This is a genomic window from Flavobacterium jejuense (assembly GCF_006491595.2).
Classification (GTDB): Bacteria; Bacteroidota; Bacteroidia; order Flavobacteriales; family Flavobacteriaceae; genus Flavobacterium; species Flavobacterium jejuense.
Window position 1 is genome coordinate 109,899 of the sequence record NZ_VEVQ02000004.1, and the last position, 21,921, is coordinate 131,819.

A 21,921-nucleotide genomic window follows, 5' to 3' on the forward strand; every position below is an offset into this window, starting at 1 on the left:
GTTTTTTAAGATAACATTAGTTTTGCTTTTTTAACGGCTTCTACAAAGATATCAATTTCTTCCTTTGTATTGTAAAATGCAAAACTTGCTCTTATTGTTCCAGGAATTTTAAAGAAATCCATTATAGGTTGTGCACAATGATGACCAGTACGCACAGCTATACCTAATTTATCTATAATCGTGCCAATGTCATAAGGATGAATACCATCAATGTTAAATGAAATTACAGAAGCTTTCTTAGATAAGTCTTTTGGACCGTAAATCGTAACACCTTCAATTTCTTGTATTCTTTTAGTTCCATATTCCAACAATTCTTGTTCTTGCTTAGCAATATTGTCAAAACCGATAGCGTTCATGTAATCTATAGCTGCTCCAAAAGCAATTCCACCACAAATATTTGGTGTTCCAGCTTCAAATTTATGAGGTAAATCGGCATAAGTTGTTTTTTCGAATGTTACTGTGGCAATCATTTCACCACCACCTTTGTATGGAGGTAATTTGCGTAACCATTCTTCTTTTCCATATAACATTCCAACACCTGTAGGACCACACATTTTATGAGCAGAAGTGACATAAAAGTCAACATCCAAAGCTTGCACATCTGGTTTTAAATGCGGACAAGCTTGGGCACCATCTATTAAAACCGCTGCACCTACTTCGTGTGCTTTTTTAATAATATATTCAATAGGATTTAAAGTTCCTAAAGCATTTGAAATATGATTACAGAAAACTAATTTGGTTTTATTAGAAAGTAACTTATCATATTCGTCCATTATTAAGTCACCATCCAAACTCATTGGAATCACTTTCAAAATAGCTCCTGTATGTTCACAAAGCATTTGCCAAGGCACAATATTACTATGATGTTCCAAAGCTGAAACAATGATTTCATCACCTTTTTGTAAAATTGACGCAAAACCATTGGCAACCAAATTGATACTTTCTGTAGTTCCAGAAGTTAAGATGATTTCATAGCTATGCTTAGCATTAAAATGCTTTTGAATTTTCAAACGCGCTTCTTCATAAGCATCAGTAGCTAGTTGACTTAGAGTATGTACACCACGATGAATATTTGCATTGTATCTTGAATAATAATCTACAATAGCATCAATTACTACTTGAGGCGTTTGTGACGTGGCTCCGTTATCGAAATATACTAAAGGTTTTCCATTTACTTGTTGGGATAAAATAGGAAAATCGGCTCTTACTTTTTGAACATCAAACATTTCATATCAATTTGATTACAAATTTACAACTTGATTATTTAAAATGGGAATAAATAAAGGTTAAAATATATTGGAATTATTTAACAACTGTTGTTTTAGTTACTCCAGAGATTTTATAGATTTAATTTTTCTTATTTTAAGTTATAATAAAACAAGAAAACCACCTTTAAAAGATGGTTTTCTTGTTTTATTTAGAGATTTTTTACAATTCAAATCCCATTTTTACACCTAACTTGTTAGCTATAATCTTAGTGATTCGTTGCTTTAATTCTGGTATTTTAATGCTTTGTATCACTTCATTTGAGAACGCATACATTAATAAGGCACGAGCTTCTTTTTTAGGAATTCCTCTCTGTTGCATGTAAAACATTGCTGTTTCGTCTAATTGACCAATAGTACAACCGTGTGAACATTTTACATCGTCTGCAAAAATTTCTAATTGTGGTTTGGCATTAATAGTGGCTTTTTCGCTCACTAAAATATTATTGTTTTGTTGAAAAGCATCTGTTTTTTGAGCTTCTTTTTCTACATATATTTTCCCATTGAAAACACCTGTTGAGCTGTCTCCAAAAATACCTTTGTAATTTTGGTGACTTTCACAATTCGGTTGTGCATGGTGTACTAATGTGAAATGATCCACATGTTGCTTATCTCCAATGATTGTAATCCCTTTTAGAGTAGAATCGATACGTTCCCCTTGATGATAGAAATTCAAATTGTTACGTGTAATATTTCCTCCAAAAGAGAAAGTATGCACAGCAACCCTGCTTTCTTGTTTTTGAGCAATGTAGGTATTGTCAATTAAATTAGCCGTTTGTACATCATTTTGTATTTTATAATAATCTACATTCGCTCTTTTTTGTGCAAAAATTTCAGTCACACTATTGGTTAAAACAGGATTACTATTTAAACTTTGGTGACGCTCTATAATTTGAACATGTGCATTTTCACCAACAATTATTAAATTTCTTGGTTGCACCATTAAAGCAGCTTCGGTACCTGTTGAAAAATAAACAATTTCAATAGGTTTATCGGCCACTTTACTCTTAGGTATGTTAATAAAAGCACCTTCTTGAGCAAATGCTGTATTCAAAGAGGTTAATGTTTCGTCTTTTTTAGCGATTTGATTAAAATACGTTTCAAGAGTTGGTTTGTATTTAGGTTTGGTTAAAACCGAAGACAGCAAACACACATCAATTCCTTCGTGTGTTGTTGACGATAAAAACGAGCTGAATTTACCATCAATAAATACTAATTTATAAGTATCTACTTCGTGAAGGAAGTATTTTTTTACATCTTTAAATTCAATTGCGTTTTCATGCTTTGGGAAAACCGAAAAATCATTCTTTAAAATAGCATTTAAAGAAGTATATTTCCAAGCTTCCTCTTTTTTAGTTGGAAACCCTTTATTTTCAAAGTTTTTTATCGCTTGATTTCGTACCTCATGCAAATTGGAATCCATATCGAATTTCTCTTCAAATGCAATGTATGACGAAAGTAATTTATCTTTTAAATCCATTTTTTTGTTGTTGTCGGTTGTCTGTTATGAGTTGTCTGTTATGGGTTGCCAATTATTTGGTTAAACTGAGAACAGAAAACAGATAACTTTTTTAAACCAATTCTGCTTTTATCCAGTCGTATCCTTTTTCTTCTAATTCTAAAGCCAAGGAAGCATCACCTGATTTCACGATTTTTCCATCCATAAGAACGTGTACAAAATCTGGAACGATATATTCTAAAAGTCTTTGGTAATGCGTAATAACCACTACAGCATTGTCTTTGCTTTTCAATTTATTAACACCATTAGCAACAATTCTAAGCGCATCGATATCTAGACCAGAATCGGTTTCATCTAAAATAGCCAGTTTTGGTTCTAACATAGCTAATTGAAAAATTTCGTTACGTTTCTTTTCACCACCAGAAAATCCTTCGTTTAAGGAACGAGAAAGAAATTTTTTATCCATTTCCAATAATTCAGATTTCTCACGAATTTTCTTCAACATCTCATTGGCTGGCATGTCTTCTAAACCTTTTGCTTTTCTACTTTCATTGATTGCTGTTTTGATAAAGTTAGTTACCGAAACACCTGGAATTTCCACAGGATATTGAAAAGAAAGGAAAACGCCTTTATGTGCTCTTTCCTCTGGAGCTAATTCAGAAATTTCTTCACCATCTAAAAAGATTTCTCCATCAGATACTTCATAATTTTCATTTCCAGCAATTATTGAAGAAAGTGTTGATTTTCCAGCACCATTTGGTCCCATAATCGCATGAACTTCTCCAGCTTTAACCTCTAAATTAATTCCTTTTAATATTTCTTTGTCTTCTACTGAAGCGTGTAAATTTTTAATACTTAACATTGTCTCTATTTTATATAAAAGCTAATTTTATGTTTTGTGTTTCTTCAGGTTTATCTGCATTAAAATGCTTTTGTCCCAAATAGTGCATTCCTAAATAATCGGCCGATTTTTTAAAAGGAATGTAAAAATCAAAATCAATTTCACTATCGTGAGAATTGGTAATGACAGCCATATTTTTTCCTCTTAATTTTCTGCCTGTTTCTTTTTCTATTCGAATTAAATCGGAAAATCTATCAAAAAACACTTTCATTATACCACTCATACTGTACCAATACACTGGTGTAGAAAAGATTAAAGTGTCATATTTTTCAAGTATTCCTTTTATTAATTCAAAAAAATCGTCATCTCTATTTTTACTCTCATAATCATAATAAGAAAAATTATAATCACTCAAATTAATAACATCTAAATTATATTGATTCGCAACCTCAGTAGCAATTCTCGTTGTATTACCTATTATTCTAGAGGAACCAATTATAATTACCGACTTACTCATTATTTTAAACCGTTTTGTCAAATTCTATCTCAGCTTTTTCCTCAGGTAAAATTTCAATAAAATAATACACAATCTCTGAAATAGTTCCTGTAAAAACAAAAAGTAAAATCCACATTAAAACCTTATTGCTAGAATCATTTTTATTTGATCTAGTTAAATGTATGATATCAAATATCTTAATTCCCAATGAAATTAGTATAGTGAGTATTAAAATAACAAATGCACCTACAAACCCTCTAAAAAAAGCCAGAGGTGGTCTTCCTGTTTGTACATCATTTTCGAAATGCTCTAAACTTCCTAGAAAAAAAGAAAAAAAGAAAATGAAATAGAAAATCATTCCAATTATGGGAAGAAAGTGTAAAATACCAATTAGTGTTTTTTGTGTCTTTGTTAAATTCATAATTGTGCCTTTTTATCCTACAGAACCTTCTAATGAAATCTCTAATAATTTTTGAGCTTCAACAGCAAACTCCATTGGTAATTTATTCAAGACTTCTTTACTGAAGCCATTTACAATTAAAGCGATTGCCTTTTCTGTTGGAATTCCTCTTTGGTTACAATAAAAGACTTGATCTTCTCCAATTTTAGAAGTAGTTGCCTCGTGTTCTATTTTTGCAGATGTGTTTTTACTTTCAATATATGGAAAAGTATGAGCTCCACATTCGTTACCCATTAATAAACTATCACATTGAGAGAAATTACGAGCATTGTCAGCCCTTGATGAAATTTGAACTAAACCTCTATAGCTATTTTGAGATTTCCCAGCAGAAATACCTTTTGAAATAATGGTTGACTTAGTATTTTTACCTAAATGAACCATTTTTGTACCAGTATCTGCTTGTTGAAAATTATTAGTTACAGCTATTGAATAAAATTCTCCAATGGAATTATCTCCTTTTAAAATACAAGAAGGATACTTCCAAGTTACAGCAGATCCAGTTTCAACTTGCGTCCAAGATATTTTTGCGTTCTTTTCACACAAACCTCTTTTGGTTACAAAATTATAAACACCACCTTTACCCTCTTTGTTACCTGGAAACCAGTTTTGTACGGTTGAATATTTAATTTCTGAATTATCCAAAGCAATCAATTCAACCACTGCAGCATGTAATTGGTTTTCATCACGACTTGGAGCTGTACAACCTTCTAGGTACGAAACATAACTTCCTTCATCAGCAATTACAAGTGTTCTTTCAAACTGACCTGTTCCTGCTTGATTGATTCTAAAATAGGTTGAGAGTTCCATTGGACAACGCACTCCTTTTGGAATATAACAAAAACTACCATCAGAAAAAACAGCAGAATTTAAAGCCGCATAAAAATTATCTTTTGTTGGCACAACTGTACCTAAATGTTTACGAACTAATTCTGGATGCTCTTTTATAGCATCAGATATACTCATAAAGATAATTCCTTTTTCTGATAATGTTTTTTTAAATGTAGTAGCTACTGAAACAGAATCGACAACAATATCAATTGCAACATTATTAATTTTCTTTTGTTCATCAACAGAAATCCCAAGCTTTTTATACATAGCTAACAATTCTGGATCAACATCATCTAAAGTTTTATTTGGATCTGCCTTTTTTGGTGCAGAATAATAAGATATTGCTTGAAAATCAGGTTTAGTATAGTGTACATTTGCCCATTCTGGTTCAATCATTTCTTCCCAAGCACGAAAAGCTTCTAAACGCCACTCAGTCATCCATTCTGGCTCACCCTTTTTTAAAGAAATAGCACGAACTATATCTTCATTTAAACCAATAGGAAAGGTATCTGATTCTAATTCAGTGTAAAATCCGTATTCGTATTCTTTGTTTTGTAATTCGACTTTTAAATCGTCTTCTGTATATTTTGACATTATTTTATACTATTGAAAGATTTGAAATTGAAGGATTTAAAAATTAAACATATTTCTTTAATCTTTAAAACTTTAAATTTTTTCAATCATTTAATTATTTTATAAAGAAAAAGATTCTCCACATCCGCAGGTTCGTTGCGCATTAGGGTTGTTAAAAACAAATCCCTTTCCATTTAAACCTCCTGAAAACTCTAAAGTAGTTCCTATTAAATAAAGAAAACTCTTTTTCTCAACAGCAACTTTAACATTATTATCTTCAAAAACTTTATCGTTTTCTCCTATTTCTTTGTCAAATTTTAATTCATAGGACAATCCCGAGCAACCTCCACTTTTTACACCAACCCTAACGAAGTCATTTGTTGCATCAAAACCATCGTCACTCATCATTTCGATGATTTTTTTTCTAGCAGTATCAGATACTTTAATCATAGCTAAGTTATTTTGATTTTGTCTAAATTAACTGCAAATATAAGTCATATAATGCTTATTACAAGGTTTAGTAACATTTTTATAACTTATAAATCCATAACTTTTATTTATAACTGTTATTCGATTCAATTTCTTTTGAAATTTTGTAAATTGCAAAAAATTCTACAAATGAACTTATATCCTATTGAAGCTGGTAATTTCAAACTAGATGGAGGTGCAATGTTCGGTGTTGTACCTAAGACCATTTGGAACAGAACTAATCCAGCTGACTCAAATAATTTAATTGACATAGCAGCTCGTTGCTTATTAATCGAAGATGGTGATCGCCTAATTTTAATTGATACAGGAATGGGCAATAAACAATCTGATAAATTTTTCGGATATTATCATCTTTGGGGTGATGCTTCTTTAGACAAATCCTTACAAGAAAAAGGATTTCATAGAGATGATATTACCGATGTTTTTACGACTCATCTTCATTTTGATCATTGTGGTGGCTGTGTAAACTGGAACAAAGAAAGAACAAGTTACGAAATAGCTTTCAAAAATGCAAAATATTGGACAAATGAAAATCATTGGGAATGGGCTACAAAACCAAATGCAAGGGAAAAGGCTTCTTTTCTAAAAGAAAACATTCTTCCTATGCAGGAAAGTGGTCATTTACACTTCATTTCTAAACCTAAAAATGGTTTTCTAAATGAAAGCGAACTTGGCTTTGGTATATTTTTTGCTGATGGTCATACTGAAAAACAAATGATTCCTATGATAAACTATAAAGGAAAAACAATATGTTTTATGGCAGACTTGTTGCCAACAGTTGGTCATATTCCGTTGCCTTATGTAACAGGATATGATACTAGACCTTTATTATCTATGGATGAAAAAGATATTTTTTTAAAAACAGCAGTTGACCAAAATTACTATCTTTTTTTAGAACATGATGCTCATAACCCTATCATTACTTTACAAAATACTGAAAAGGGAATTCGTTTAAAAGAGGTTTTCTCTTGCGAAGAAATCTTAAAATAGTGTTAATACGTTAGTAATATGTAATTTTTAAAGCAGAATTTTGTCTAATACTAATACAATAAATATATAATTTAATATAAATGAGAAATCTAAGACCAATTTATTTATCTACTGCATTAGCACTTATGCTAGCAAGTTGTGGTGGAGCTAAACAAATAATTTCAACACCTATAGAGAATATTGATTCTTTACCTCTTAAAATTACTCCATTAGCTGAAAATGATTTAAAAAGATGGAGTCACTTAGATTTGGTGAAAGATACTGTACCAGGAATGAGTGTGGATAAAGCTTATGCTGAATTATTAAAAGGCAAAAAAAGCACTACTGTAGTTGTAGGAATTGTAGATTCTGGAGTTGATATTCGTCATGAAGACTTAAAAGGTGTTATTTGGGTTAACCCAAAAGAAATAGCTAATAATGGTAAAGATGATGATAATAATGGCTATATCGATGATGTAAATGGTTGGAATTTTCTTGGTGACAGTAATAACGAACAGTTAGAAATGACTCGTATTGTTAAACAAGGGCCAGGAACAGCTAATTATGAAAAAGCTAAAGCGGAATTAGAAACAGAAGTACAAACCGCTACTCAAAGAAAACAGTTCTATGAAGGTCTTTTAAAAGCTGCGAAAGAGTTACAAACATATCTTAAAAAAGAAGACTTTACTGAAGCTGATTTAAAAGCAATGCAAACAGATGATGAGGCTTTAAATAATTACAAAGAGTTTTTCTTACAAAGAGTTTTTCCTGATGGAACCGTTGTAGAATTTAAAGAGCAAATAAAAGGTGGAATTGATCATTTTGCTGATCAATTAAATTATAATTTCAATGTAGATTTTGATGGTCGTTCCATAGTAGGTGATAATCCAAACGATATTAATGACACTAAATACGGAAATAACAATGTAATTGGTCCAGATCCAGAGGGAGCTAAACATGGTACTCACGTTTCGGGGATTGTAGCGCAAGTTCGTGGTAATAAAAAAGGAGGAGATGGAATTGCTAACAATGTTAAAATCATGGCTGTAAGAGCGGTTCCAAATGGAGATGAGTATGACAAAGATATTGCATTAGGTATTCGTTATGCTGTGGATAATGGTGCAAAAGTAATTAATGGTTCTTTTGGAAAATATTATTCGCCTCATAAAGAATGGGTTCAAGAGGCATTAAAATATGCAGCTTCTAAAGATGTTTTAGTAATCTTTGCAGCTGGAAATGACTCTAAAGATTTAGATGTTGAAAACAAATATCCTAGTGATTCTTATGATGGTGCTCCTGAAATCTCAAATAATGTTTTAATAATAGGAGCATTAGCTCCAAGTTATGGATCTAAAATGGTAGCTACTTTTTCAAATTATGGATCTAAAAATGTAGATATTTTTGCACCTGGTGTTAAAATCTATGCTACAACTCCTAATCAAACGTATGAGTATTTACAAGGAACTTCAATGGCTTCTCCTAATGTAGCTGGTGTAGCTGCCTTAATTCGTTCTTATTACCCAAAATTAAGTGCTAAACAAGTAAAACAAATAATCATGGATAGTGGAATTCCATTGAAAAATGAAGTAGCTGTTGGAGAAGACCAACATAAAGCAAATTTTTCAACGATTTCAAAAACTGGTAAAATTGTCAATGCTTATAACGCACTAATAATGGCAGAGCAAATGTCAAAATAATAAATCACAAACTGTTAAATCAACAAACCACAAAGAAAACAACAGCTTTACTTTGTGGTTTTTAATTTTAAAAAGTATGAAAAAAATAATTGTATTCACATTATTTTCATTTTTTGGCTACAGCCAAAATAATCCAAACCCTGGTTATTGGCAACAACATGTCGATTATAAAATGGATGTCGAAATGAATGTTAAAAACTTTCAATACAAAGGTGCTCAAGAATTAATTTACACAAATAATTCTGCTGATACTCTATATAAAGTTTTTTATCATTTATATCCAAATGCTTTTCAACCTGGAAGTGCTATGGATTCTCGTTTACAAACCATTTCAGACCCAGACAAAAGAATGGTTAAAACTTTTAAAGTAGCAGATAAAGAAGTAAAAGAAAGCAGAATAAGTACTTTAAAACCAGATGAAATAGGTTTTTTAAAAATTACTAATTTCAAACAAGATGGTAAAGAAGCTAAGACTAAAGTAGTGGGTACCATTTTGGAAGTTGAACTAAACCAGCCTATTTTACCAAATCAAAAAACTACTTTTACATTAAACTTTGACGGTCAAGTACCTTTACAGATTAGACGATCAGGAAGAAACTCTGAAGAAAACGTTGCTTTATCTATGACACAATGGTACCCAAAAATGGCTGAGTATGACTTTGAAGGTTGGCATTCTGATCCTTATATTGGTAGAGAATTTCACGGTGTTTGGGGAAATTTTGATGTAAAAATTACTATAGACAAAGCTTATACAATTGGAGGAACAGGCTATCTTCAGAATAAAAATGAAATAGGCCACGGTTACCAAGACAAAGACATAGAAGTTAAATATTCTAAAAAAACAAAAACATTAACTTGGCATTTTGTAGCACCAAACGTTCATGATTTTGCTTGGGGAGCTGATAATGATTATATCCATGATATGATTTTAGGTCCAAATAATGTGGAATTGCATTTTTTCTACAAAAACAAAGCTGAAAATCTTGAAAATTGGAAAAAATTACAACCAAAAACAGCTGAGCTTTTAGAATTTTACAATAAAAACATTGGTTTATATCCATACAAGCAATATTCAGTTGTACAAGGAGGAGATGGTGGAATGGAATATGCTATGTGTACACTTATTACCGGAAACAGAAGCTATGGAAGCCTAGTGGGTGTTACCGCACATGAATTTGCACATTCATGGTTTCAACATATCTTAGCTTCTAATGAATCCAAACATGAATGGATGGACGAAGGTTTTACCTCTTTTATTTCAGACTTAGCCATGGAAAGCGTGATGCCATCTAGTGATGGAAAAGAAGAAAATGTTTTCCAAAGTGCTTATAATAACTATCGCTTTTTAGCTAAAACTGGAACAGAACAACCATTATCTACCCATGCTGACAGATATGATGTTAATAGAAATTATGGAATATCCGCTTACAGTAAAGGAGAAGTTTTCTTAGCACAATTAGGGTATGTAATTGGAGTAGAAAATTTAATGAAAACTTTAAAAAGATATTATAGTGATTATAAACTAACTCATCCAACACCAAACGACATTAAAAGAAGCGCTGAAAAAGTTTCAGGAGCTAATTTAGATTGGTATTTATTAGATTGGACGCAAACTACAAACACCATTGATTATGGAATTAAGGAAATAACTGAAAACAATTCTAAAACTACAATTACTCTTGAAAGAATTGGAAGAATGCCAATGCCAATAGACCTTTTAGTTGTTTATGAAGATGGAACACAAGAAACCTTTTATATCCCAAATACATTAATGCGTTGGGAAAAACCAAATCCTTACTCTTTAACTAGAACTGTTTTAGGAAGTTGGGATTGGGCTTCACCAACATTTTCATTCTCAATAGAAAAACCAAAATCTAGTATACAAGCAGTGGTTATAGACCCTAGTGGTTTAATGGCTGATGTAAATTTAGAAAATAATGTTTTTGAGAAAAACTAATTCTTAAAAATAAGATAAAAACAAAAAGGGAATCTAAGTTTAGATTCCCTTTTTTAATGCATTGAATTAATTCTTATACTTGCTTTGACTAAGGCTAGAGCTTTAATTTTAGACATTTCAACATCTTTATCTTGATGATGTTTATTCTGGCTTACTAATCGAACAGAACCAATTTGTTCTGATTTTTGAATATACTTAACCGTTATGTACTCTTCTCCACTCATATCCATACTTAACAAATACATTTCTCCCCAAAAAATCTCATTTTTAATATCGTTTATTTCTTTGTACAAAACAATATCGCCACTTTTTAAAAGCGGATACATACTGTCTCCAGTAACATAAACAGCTCCATCACATTTTGGTAATCTAGGAATAGAAATATAATCTAAAGGAGTTTGAGTAGTTCTATCTTGAAATAAAGGAACTAAACCAGCAACAGCTTCGATGTCATATAAAGGAATTTGTTGAGAATCTAAACTCCTATCTGTTTGTAAAGCAAAAGTATCAACACTTTTGTTAAGCAAAAAATCTTCGTCTTCTTTGTACATAGTTCCTTCACCCGTAAGAAGCCAAATCGGGTTTAAATCAGAATAAATAGACAGAATATTTTCTATCACATTAGAACCTATACTTTTACCTTCTTTTACTGCTTTAGAAATACTTCCTCTACCTGCTCCAAGACTGTTTTCGAAAGCATAATAACTAAATCCTTTTTTGTCAATATATTGACCTAATCGTTCTGAAACCATGGTTATAGCTTTAAAATTTATACAAACATACGAATATTTTCATTAAAAACAACAATTGTTAGATTTTTTTCTGACAATAAAAGATACATGCTGTTTAAAATCACAATTTATTGAATAAAAAAACACCATACAATTTTACAAACTGTATGATGTTTTAGAATTATTCAAAATATCTTACCCTACTTTTTTTGAATAATTCACCCTAAACTATGTTATTTTATAAAAGAGATTCTACATAATCTTTTAACATATTTGGTCTATGATTACTAAAACCATCTCCCGCTAAAAGTTCAGTTATATAAAGCACATTATCTTTCAATTCCATTTTAAAATCTTCATCTTTATCAGAATTTGAAATATGTATTGCTTTAACACTTTCTTTCATAGCTTCTTTACCCATATCATCTGAACAAATTCCTTGAACAAATTCTGTAATATCACTAAACACATAATTTGCTAATCGATTTAAAGGATATTGATCAAAAGAAGTAAATGTGTTCCAATCAATTTCCACATTTAAATCATATCCTGAAAGTTCGTTTAATTTTGATTGAAATTCAGGTAATTTGTCTGTTTTAATACTTTCCGCTAAACGTTTTTCTGCTAATCCCATGATTATTGTTATTTGTTAAAAATTATACTGCAAATTTAGGTTTACACTTTAAAGCAGGAATCACTATTTATAGTGATTTTAAAAGATGAAGATAATTTATCAACCTTTTTTCCTTACTAACTTCTAAAACAACATTTCAATTTTTTCTTTTACACAAATCACCAATATCTTATTAATAATATGTGTTTCCAAATCACCAGCAACGACTATTTTAAGGATATTTATTAGAGTTTTTACTTCATTAATACTTATTTCATCAAGTAAAATACTTTAAAAATCAAGTAGAATTTGCTTTAAAATTCTACGAATTAATTCTTGATGAATTTCCAATTCCCCTTCTAGTAACACAACTATTTTCTTATCTAATAACTTGCTTACTATCTCCTCTACATTTTTTCTAAGTCTTTTCAACTCTAAAATTCCTATAGTTTTTGTTTTTTGAGTTTCACATAAAAGATGATATACGTTAAAGTCAACAATAGTAGTTCCAGAAATATCTTTACCATTTAACAATGTAATACTACTCTTTGTATCACTTTGATTTCTAGTTACCAACCAAACATCTTATATTGATGAAAATTCTTGAAACTTCACAATTTTACCTCTTAGTAGCAAACCATTTACTAAAAGCTAATCTACTTTTAGTAATTCTAAGCTGTCTTCTACTTCTTCTGCAAGTAAACTCATTTTTCTACACATTTCTATTACAGAAGTGGACTCTACTGTTTTAAAACATTCTAAATATATTTTATTAAATAGAAATCATCAATTAAGCATCTAAAAATTCATAAATGTTATACAAGCAAATCTATACTGTATTCTGTGATTAGAAATCACTATTAATAATGATTTATCTCTAATAAGCATTTATTACAAAAGATTTATTTCATATATAAATCGCAAATAATCATATAAATACAAAATAAATAGATTATTTTCTTCAATATATTTGTTTAATAGATTATTTTCTATTATATTTGCACTGTGATTAATTCGAAAAGAATTGTTGCTAAGAATATATTCTTTTTAAAGGAATGCGCAATCCTTTAAACCAATATTACCTAATTTAATTTATTAAAAAAAATGAGTACACAAATTAAAAACACGCTCTTCCGATTTGTAACAATGAGAGCTCCAGAAGTATTAGAAAAAGAAGCTGTTGACAAAGCATTCGTAAAACATCCAGAAATGGAGGAAATTAATGAAACCTACACAAGTATCTATCTATCAGAATTACAAGGAGTCAAAACAGGAAAAAAAGAAGCGTTAAATGATGCTAGCGACAACTTTGAAGATTTTGCATTACAAAGAAAAGAACAACTATTTGAAAATGGATTAATTTCAAAGGGATTCTTTGATTTTGCTATTTGGTTAACAAAAAATAGAACTCGTTTTTCAATAACTGAATTGAATGAAAAAATTACCTCAAATCCTGAAATTACAGAAGGGATTGAAAAAAGTGTAATTGTTGCAATTTGGGATAATTTATTCTATCAAATTACCAATTCAAAATCCAGTTATTTAAGAGATACTATTTTGTCTATTCTAGTAGCTGATTTTTTTCTTAAAAATTACGCTACGGTTGCTGTTGATGATTTAGATCAATTGAGAAAATTAGCACAAGCTAGAGTAATTGTTCCAAAGACATTGTTTGAAAAAGAAGACACTTCTACTAAAGACAACTTGAAAAAACAGACATTGTCAGCGTTACCTATTACAACTAAAAATTTAGATAAAGAAGTAGTAACAATTGCAAGTAATCAAAAAATTGAAGTACTTAAAAAAGCTACAGAAGAATTAAAGCTAGCTAAAGTAAAATACTTGAAAGAAAATCAGAAAGCCTATAATTTTGCCCAAAAAGAGTATCATGATGACATAAAATTAGCTTATGATAATTCAGAAAAAGTACAAAAAACGTATGTTGATCCAGAAACCAATCAAGAAAGAACAGTAACAGAGTATGTAGATTTAGTATTACCTTCTTTTGAGTTTACGAATTTAGAAGAAGCAAACATGACCACTATTACAACAAGTGTTTCAGAAGAAACCGCATCATTAGTTGAAAATATTATTGCTATTCACAATTTTGAAACATTTGACGAAATCAATGATTTTATAAATTCTGAAATAATTTCCTTATCTAATTCTATTTTTACAAATAATAATTCAAATCAAACGCTTGTTAGTACAAATGGAGTTGTAATTCCTGTTTCTAATTTAAACACAGATACTTCAAATACGTTTACAGTTACTGGACTTGGTTTGGGTTATATTCCAACAATGCCTTTGCAGATTTTATTTAACCAAATTCCAAATGTATCAGATATTGTTTCTGCCTCATATACGATAGGAGGTAAAACAACAAACTCGATAGCAAGCACAACATTTGAAAGTACGATTATAAATGGAAAATTGGCCGTAACAATTTTTACTGAAGGGTTAGCTATTAATCAACTACCAAGTTTTGACCTTTCAGGTGAATTTGTTTTAACCAATGGCACTAAAGTGATTTTTTCGGGTATGATTAAAATAAGCATGCCAAAACTTGCAATGATAGGAAGCTATGATGTTAAAGGAAAAGGAGCTTTCGAATTAGAACTCCTAAATGACACTATTGACATTGGAGATGGAAACACAGGTAATGTTGTCGATTATATTCCTACTGGTTTTGGTATAAGTCGATTAGGTGTAGCCGATTATAGAAAAGTAGAACAAGAAGTGTGTTGTTATGTTCCTGGTGAAGTTTCTCACATTGAAAACGTTATGGCTCGTGAGTATAAAGAAAAAACGACACGTCGCTTAAGAAGAACTGAAGATACAACTACAGTTAGTAACGAACAAGAAATTGAAAAATTAACTGACACAACCTCAACCGATCGCTATGAAATGAACCAAGAAGTGAGTTCTCTTTTAGCAGAAGACACCCATCAAGGAAGTTTTGTTAATGCAGGACTTAATTTTAATCATTTCTCCTTAAATGCTGGAGCAGATTTCGCCACAAACACCACTTCAGAAGAGTCTAATTCACAAGCAGTAACTCATGCTAAAGAAATTACAGAAAGAGCGTTAGACCGTGTAGTGAAAAAAGTGAAAGAAGAACGTATTTCTAAGATTATTGAAGAATTTTCCGAAGAAAACACACATGGTTTCGATAATAGAAAAGGAGATAATCATGTTTCAGGAGTATATCGTTGGATTGATAAAGTGTACAAAAACAAAATAGTAAATTATGGCAAACGATTGATGTATGAATTCATGATTCCTGAACCTGCTTCTTTTCATAATTTAGCCACTCAGGATAAAACCAATTATGATTTAATTCTAGAAAAACCTATCGATCCTAGAAAACCTTCAGATGAAACTGCTTTAGTATTAGATAACACATTTGAGCAAAAATACTTGAATTGGGCAAAAAAATACAATGTAGCTATTCCTGAAAGACCTGTACAAAAGATCAAAATAAGTAAATCGGTTGATTTTTCAGGAGATAGGGCAGGTTCAAGTGGAACAAAAGAATTTACTATTCCTACAAACTATGCCATTACAGAAAATACAAAAATTCATTTCTCATGGAGAAAATGTGAAGCTTATCCAGGAATCATTTTCTCTGTAGGAAATACATCTTATTCCTATTCTGGTGGACATGGAGATATTTCCATTAATTCCAGTCAATTAAAAGGGATAACAGACACTTTAGCGGTTAGTTACACTTCATGGGACATAAACAAAGTGACAATCTCATTTACAATTGAATGCGAATTAGTATCTGAAATCAAAGAAAAATGGAAATTAGAAACTTTCAATGCAATTATTAAAGCGTATGAAGAAAAATTAGCAGCCTACAACGAACAATTAACAGCCTTAAAATCGGTACAAAGTGAAAAAGTAAAAACAAACCCAAATTTTTACCGCCAAATTGAAAATATGGTGCTACGCAAAAACTGTATTGAATATTTAATTAGTCAAGAAGCTTTAGGGAAAGACTCTTTGGTAACAGGGATAACCGTTCAGAATACAAGAGTAGATTATAATTCCCCTGCATTAGAAAGCTATGCTGCCAAAGTAAAATTCTTTGAACAAGCTTTTGAGTGGAACTTAATGAGTTATCACTTCTATCCTTTCTATTGGGCAAACAAAGACCATTGGAAAACATTATACAACATTAATGATATAGATGATTCTACTTTTAAAGCCTTTTTACAAAGTGGCATGGCTCGCGTTATTATTACCGTAAAACCAGGTTTTGAAGAAGCGGTTAACTGGTACATGGCAACAGGTCAAGTATGGAATGGCGGTCAAGTGCCTACCATGGATGATGAATTATTTGTTTCAATCATTGAAGAACTTCGCAATCCAGAAGGAGAAGTAGAAGAAACTTGGGAAAGCAGAGTGCCTACTTCTTTAACCCTTATTCAAGCAGGAAGCATTGGCTTAAATGTAGAAGGATTGCCTTGTAGTTCCGATTGTGGAGATCACTTATTGTTTGATTCAGATATGAACCCAATTGTGCAAACCAATACAGCAATAGGTGATCCAGAAACCACTTTAGAAACACCAACTGGTGCAGAACCACCTGCAGATGCCTAATGTTTTGTATAACCCAAAACCCCAACAAATTGTTGGGGTTTTTAAACTAATTGAATGATGAGTTCCATAACACCACTTATAAACTATCTGAAAATTTTTAGACGGAATGATCAATCCCAAAAGAATGAAAAATATATTGAAGGAAGTGTTCTCGATGAAAATTATAAAGATGATGATACCGATTTAAAAATTGTTATTGAAAAAGAAAAACTTTCAGAATCGCTATATTTTACTGAATTGAAGAGTACAATTGCAGGTTTTACATCACTATATATCCAAATAAATAGCGAAGAGCCATTTTACGATTATTCTATTAGAAATGAAATCACTACCTCAACAGGTATAACTAGTTACCAATATAAAAACATTTTTGGAGACAGTTGGGAAAACTCATCTGGTTCTTATATAGAAATCCCTATTGTTTCCTCGGCTGACAACTATTTTTATAGTCACGATAGCAAAAGGGTTGTTTTACTTCCCTTAAACACCATTTTTGGTTTTCCAGATTGGTTGATTTATCATCCTAATGCTATTCCTGAAATTACAAATGATGATTATACCTTCAATTACAAAGACCATGAAGGGTATACCAACGATGCCTTAGATTTTACTTTTCGTTTGATTTTAGAGCCTGTAGTTGAATTTATAAATAATCTCAGAAAAAGAACGGTTGATGTAGAGAAAAGTCAAATTCCTGGCAAAATGTATTTGTATCCTCATATCACTACCGAAATGAACAAATATGTATTGTATTACAATTTTGTAGGAACAGATAAAACGTTTTTTAAAACCGCGCAAAACCCTTACGCAATAAGGTTAGAGTTTAATTACTTAGGAGCCATGCTCGAATTTTTAAACCAAACCATTTTTTATGAAGCCGATTCTATTTCTTTTGAAGAAGGAAGCGGTTCTAAAAAGTATTTTTTCGAACGCTATAAAAGACTAGTTAATGCTGAAATACAATTGGCTTTACAAAAAAACATAGCTAATGTTCTTGAAATTTTATACTATACACCAAAACTCTTTCTAAAAGAAATAAACACCAATACACTTTGGGATATTTTAGAAAAAGCGATAACTGGTAAAAGTTTAACTAATATAGGATTAAACGAGGAAGATGTAGTCCTCGTTTTACTAGAAGCTTTAAGCGAAATAGAAAAAACAGAAAACATCTTTTTACTAAAATTAATAGAAGAAAAACAAGACAAGAAAAGTTATTTTTCCTTGTTATACGAAAAAATGAATGGCCAAAATTTCGTAAAATTAGTACAATTCTTGTATAGTGTTTGGTTAAAAAGTTCTTTTATAAATTTTGACAATCCTTACTATAAAGACGATAACGGACCTCTTACCATTCCTTATAAATCGCAAAAATTTGCTGGATTTTATAGTAGCAATAGAAATTTTGATTTTAAAAAAGGGAAACACATAGAAGTAAGCGAAGATGAAAGTTGGATTGACAATATTATTAGTGCTTTTGACCCTAATCTAGGAGAGTATGTAAACCAAATAGTAGAAGAGCAAAACAAGTTTAGCTATCATCTTTTTCAGCCGATGATGCTAACGGATATAGAACAAGAAAGCCCGATACCTTTACCAAGATTGCTTCCTGCTTTTTTCTTAAAAGCCAATGAAGACAAAGCCTTTTGGAGCAATGTGATAACAGGTATAGAATACACAGTAGATGCTATAACCACACTTTCAGGATTTGGTAATTTGGCAAAATTTAGGCATTTACAAAGAATTGTAAAAGTGGCTACAAAATATAAGTTTTTTGATAAAGCCAAGAAATTTAATTACTTAGCAAAAATTCGTTTTGGCGTAAGTGCTATTGAAATAAGCAGTGGTTCTTTAAATGCTTTGCTAAAATTAACAGGATTAGCCGATACCAAATTTGGAAAATCTTTAACCGAGTATTTATTTTGGTTAGAATTATTATCTTTGGGAGGAGAAATAACAGCAGCCATAAAAGGAGGTTTACGCAAAAGTGCCAAAGAAGTTCTAGAACATACTGATGATTTAAAGAAAACAGCAAAAAATGCTGATGAACTCAAGCAAATAGATGAGGTTATTGAGCATTTAGAGGAAACTTCAAGAAACTTTAAAATTGACAATTTTATAGAGAGAGGTATAAAAAGTGGAAAAACAATTGGAAAAATAGATAAAGCTACTATCATTAGAGAATTGCATAATGTAACTGAAACAGCTACTGAAGTTTCTAGAGCTCTTAAAAAAGGAAAAATAAAACTAGAGAAATTAGATGATATAGATTTTTTTAAAGCAATCAAAGAACCTGGAGAAAGTTTAGAAAAAATTAAAGATGTTTTAGCGTGTCAAATAAAAAATAAAATTTATATAAAAAACAACACCTCATTGGACAAAGCTTTTGGAGAAATAGTACATGAAGGTAAACACGCATTAGATTATGTCAATGGATTGTTCAAAGATATTAAGTTGTTGCGAGAAGAAACAAAATTAATAGTACATGATAAGGTTTCTATGAAAAGTTTTGTTGATAAAATGAGCGATGACCAAGTTATAGAATTAAGAGCTAGGATAGTTGAACGAGAATTTCAGATAGCAGCTAAGCAAGCTTTAGATTTTCGTTCAGTTGAAGCAATGATTAGCTTTATATTTGAAAAATACAACAAAGTAAAATAAAAATTATGAATACAATTAGTAAAAAATTAATGCTAGAAATAATGTCTTTCCTTAATTCAAGAGATTTTAAAGAGGATGATATTTATGTAAAAAAAGCAAGTCAAAGAATAAAAAGTGAAGTTTTAGTTAGTAGATTATCCGAATTATTAGATTGGATAAATCCAAGGTTTCACTTTTCATTTACAAATTTAGATAGATATGAGTTTTCTGAAGATTTTATGGATCAAGAAACTATTAATGAAATAGCAGAGGAATATAATTTATTATTTAAAAATTTACCAGAATTAAATGAAATTTTTAAATTAAAGAAGTTATACATTGAATTTAATCCTTCATTAACTAAAAGCGACATACAAGAATTGTATAAATTTGTAGAGGATAATTATGTTATAAATCCAAAGCATATGACTCGATATATAAGACCTAGTAAAGATTAATTTTTAACCACCTTAGGGTGGTTTTTTTATACTTTATAATTAGCCCTTCAAATTATTATCTTTGTTAGTCTAGTTTAACAGCAGCCATAAAAGGAGGTTTACGCAAAAGTGCCAAAGAAGTTCTAGAACATAGTGATGATTTAAAGAAAACCGCAAAAAACGCAGAGGAAGCCAAGCAAATAGATGAGGTAATTGAGCATTTGGAAGATGTTGCTGGAATGGCTGAAAACATTTTTCAACCTATTAAAATTTCAGTAGATGAGTTTGAAGCAGGACTAAAAAGATTATCAAAAATAAAGCCAGATGAAGCATTAGAAAATTTAGATGAAGCGATAAAATATTTTAATCATCATGTCGTAGATGGTCGTATTGCTCAGGTATCAGATATTAACTGTGTAAATGTAGTTGAAGTTGTCGAAGAGTTTTTGAGAACTGGAAAAATTAAGCTAGCACAATCTTCGAACGCTCAAAATATTTTTAATTTAGAAAAAATTTATAAAAGATCTTTTTTAGAAATGAAGATACCTTCAATAAAAGCCGTCATGAAAGAAGGAGAAAGGGGAATTATTTTTGGAAAAAGACCTATGCCAAAAATAGGACATGTAATAAATGTGATGAAAAAAAATGGTGAATTAATTTTTATTGATGGGCAAAAATTCTCTGGTAAAGCCGATCTTAAAGCTGGTTATGAATCATTTAAATATTTAAAAACTAAATAATTGAAATAGTATGTTATCAGAAAAAGAAATTTTACAAATAGCTGAAAAGTATGTTAAGCAGATTGAAGAAGAATCCAAACTTAGTCTTATAATAGCTACAGAATATACAATTAAAAAAAAATATGGTCATATTTATTTTTATACAGATAAAAAATATTATGAAACTAAAGATGAGAAATATAACACATTAGCTGGTGGCGGACCTTTTTTAGTTGAAAATGAAACAGGTAAAGTTATACAGTTTGGCTCTTCGCAAACAGAAGAATATTATATTCAAGAATATGAAGCTGGAAGATATCCTGATAAATAATCCATAAAAATAATTTAAAATTTTAAAGCTACTCATAAGTAGCTTTTTTTTATATTTAAAATAAAGTTCTCAAATCATTTTTATTAGCTTGGTTTAACTTCTCCTATAAAAAAACTTATAAAAAAGTGCCAAAGAAGTTCTAGAACATACTGATGAGGTAAAGAAAAAGTTAGATAATCTTGTAATTGAAGAAAATAATTTAAAAAGAAAACTAACCAATGATGAGATTGATGATTTTTTTAAGCATTTGGAAGATGTTGCTGGTTTAGATAATATTGCTAAAAATTTAGATTCAATAAGGTTATCAAAATTAGATTTAGAAAATTGGATAAAAGCTATTAGAAAATTAGGTGGTGAGGTAAGATATAATACATCATCAAAAAAGATGGTAAAATATTTTAAAGAACAGAATTGTGGTGCTTGCTTTGACCCATGGGAACAACCTCCAATAATTTGGATAAGAAAAGATGTAACAGATTTAGAAATGTTTCATGAGTCGATGCACTTTGAAGATTTTTTAAGAAGAGGGAAAGAAGCATATATTAGAGGAGAAGCTAGAGAAATACTAAAGGTTGGTAAACAAATACAAATACCCTATAGAGATCAGTTGATAAGCTCATTCATTAAAGAAAAATACGTTTTAGATAAAATAATAGAAGAACAAACCAACTGGATTAAGAAATATGGTAAAGGTAGGTTCACAGACCAAGAAATTGAGTTTAGTAAAAAATATTTTAAATACTGGGTTGAAGATAAATGTATTGAAGAAGGTATTGATATTAGTAAAATAACCATTAAAAAATAATAT

At 30.3% G+C, this 21,921-nt stretch carries 19 protein-coding genes; 9 read left to right on the top strand and 10 right to left on the bottom strand.

Annotated elements, in window-relative coordinates; translation table 11 throughout:
- Positions 1 to 5: 5 nt before the first annotated feature.
- The 7 genes from FIA58_RS07435 to FIA58_RS07465 form a co-directional block, all read right to left on the bottom strand.
- Positions 6 to 1,226: an aminotransferase class V-fold PLP-dependent enzyme gene (locus FIA58_RS07435; protein WP_140961734.1), complete on the bottom strand. Its 1,221-nt coding sequence runs from the start codon at positions 1,224 to 1,226 to the stop codon at positions 6 to 8.
- Positions 1,227 to 1,428: 202 nt separating this feature from the next.
- On the bottom strand, positions 1,429 to 2,745 hold the full coding sequence (sufD, locus tag FIA58_RS07440) for a Fe-S cluster assembly protein SufD (RefSeq protein WP_140961736.1): 1,317 nt from the start codon (positions 2,743 to 2,745) through the stop codon (positions 1,429 to 1,431).
- 91 nt (positions 2,746 to 2,836) lie between these two features.
- The gene (gene sufC / locus FIA58_RS07445) at positions 2,837 to 3,586 is read right to left on the bottom strand and encodes a Fe-S cluster assembly ATPase SufC (RefSeq protein ID WP_140961738.1); all 750 of its coding nucleotides are present in this window, start codon (positions 3,584 to 3,586) and stop codon (positions 2,837 to 2,839) included.
- 10 nt (positions 3,587 to 3,596) lie between these two features.
- Positions 3,597 to 4,082 (bottom strand): flavodoxin family protein, encoded by a 486-nt coding sequence (locus FIA58_RS07450; protein WP_208022777.1) that lies wholly within the window; start codon positions 4,080 to 4,082, stop codon positions 3,597 to 3,599.
- Between the two features lie 4 nt (positions 4,083 to 4,086).
- Positions 4,087 to 4,482, bottom strand: a complete 396-nt coding sequence (locus FIA58_RS07455) for a hypothetical protein (RefSeq protein WP_140961741.1) — start codon at positions 4,480 to 4,482, stop codon at positions 4,087 to 4,089.
- Between the two features lie 12 nt (positions 4,483 to 4,494).
- Complete coding sequence (gene sufB, locus FIA58_RS07460; RefSeq protein WP_140961743.1) at positions 4,495 to 5,943, bottom strand: Fe-S cluster assembly protein SufB; 1,449 nt, start codon at positions 5,941 to 5,943, stop codon at positions 4,495 to 4,497.
- A gap of 99 nt (positions 5,944 to 6,042) precedes the next feature.
- Entirely contained in the window at positions 6,043 to 6,372 is a 330-nt protein-coding gene (locus tag FIA58_RS07465; protein ID WP_140961745.1) for a HesB/IscA family protein, read from the bottom strand.
- 168 nt (positions 6,373 to 6,540) lie between these two features.
- Between FIA58_RS07465 and FIA58_RS07470 the strand changes: the two genes are divergently transcribed.
- The 3 genes from FIA58_RS07470 (at position 6,541) to FIA58_RS07480 (ending at position 11,034) form a co-directional block, all read left to right on the top strand.
- A complete protein-coding gene (locus FIA58_RS07470) occupies positions 6,541 to 7,401 on the top strand; it encodes an MBL fold metallo-hydrolase (protein WP_140961747.1) in 861 nt (286 codons plus the stop codon).
- A gap of 80 nt (positions 7,402 to 7,481) precedes the next feature.
- Entirely contained in the window at positions 7,482 to 9,077 is a 1,596-nt protein-coding gene (locus FIA58_RS07475; RefSeq protein ID WP_140961749.1) for a S8 family peptidase, read from the top strand.
- A 76-nt stretch (positions 9,078 to 9,153) separates the two neighbouring features.
- A complete protein-coding gene (locus FIA58_RS07480; protein WP_140961751.1) occupies positions 9,154 to 11,034 on the top strand; it encodes a M1 family metallopeptidase in 1,881 nt (626 codons plus the stop codon).
- Positions 11,035 to 11,087: 53 nt separating this feature from the next.
- Here FIA58_RS07480 and FIA58_RS07485 read toward each other — a convergent pair whose 3' ends face one another.
- The 3 genes from FIA58_RS07485 to FIA58_RS07495 form a co-directional block, all read right to left on the bottom strand.
- Entirely contained in the window at positions 11,088 to 11,786 is a 699-nt protein-coding gene (locus tag FIA58_RS07485; protein ID WP_140961753.1) for a S24 family peptidase, read from the bottom strand.
- Positions 11,787 to 12,003: 217 nt separating this feature from the next.
- Positions 12,004 to 12,399, bottom strand: a complete 396-nt coding sequence (locus FIA58_RS07490) for a hypothetical protein (protein ID WP_140961755.1) — start codon at positions 12,397 to 12,399, stop codon at positions 12,004 to 12,006.
- Between the two features lie 270 nt (positions 12,400 to 12,669).
- The gene (locus FIA58_RS07495) at positions 12,670 to 12,954 is read right to left on the bottom strand and encodes a hypothetical protein (RefSeq protein ID WP_140961757.1); all 285 of its coding nucleotides are present in this window, start codon (positions 12,952 to 12,954) and stop codon (positions 12,670 to 12,672) included.
- A gap of 528 nt (positions 12,955 to 13,482) precedes the next feature.
- Here FIA58_RS07495 and FIA58_RS07500 point away from each other — a divergent pair.
- The 6 genes from FIA58_RS07500 (at position 13,483) to FIA58_RS07525 (ending at position 21,918) form a co-directional block, all read left to right on the top strand.
- Positions 13,483 to 16,986 (top strand): hypothetical protein, encoded by a 3,504-nt coding sequence (locus tag FIA58_RS07500; RefSeq protein ID WP_140961759.1) that lies wholly within the window; start codon positions 13,483 to 13,485, stop codon positions 16,984 to 16,986.
- 54 nt (positions 16,987 to 17,040) lie between these two features.
- The gene (locus FIA58_RS07505; protein ID WP_140961761.1) at positions 17,041 to 19,647 is read left to right on the top strand and encodes a hypothetical protein; all 2,607 of its coding nucleotides are present in this window, start codon (positions 17,041 to 17,043) and stop codon (positions 19,645 to 19,647) included.
- Positions 19,648 to 19,652: 5 nt separating this feature from the next.
- Positions 19,653 to 20,084 (top strand): hypothetical protein, encoded by a 432-nt coding sequence (locus FIA58_RS07510; protein WP_140961763.1) that lies wholly within the window; start codon positions 19,653 to 19,655, stop codon positions 20,082 to 20,084.
- A 218-nt stretch (positions 20,085 to 20,302) separates the two neighbouring features.
- Positions 20,303 to 20,803 carry a hypothetical protein gene (locus FIA58_RS07515; RefSeq protein ID WP_140961765.1) on the top strand — a complete coding sequence of 167 codons (501 nt, stop codon included), beginning with the start codon at positions 20,303 to 20,305 and terminating at the stop codon, positions 20,801 to 20,803.
- A 10-nt stretch (positions 20,804 to 20,813) separates the two neighbouring features.
- Entirely contained in the window at positions 20,814 to 21,113 is a 300-nt protein-coding gene (locus tag FIA58_RS07520; protein WP_140961767.1) for a hypothetical protein, read from the top strand.
- 247 nt (positions 21,114 to 21,360) lie between these two features.
- Positions 21,361 to 21,918: a zincin-like metallopeptidase toxin domain-containing protein gene (locus FIA58_RS07525; RefSeq protein WP_165928877.1), complete on the top strand. Its 558-nt coding sequence runs from the start codon at positions 21,361 to 21,363 to the stop codon at positions 21,916 to 21,918.
- Positions 21,919 to 21,921: the final 3 nt, after the last annotated feature.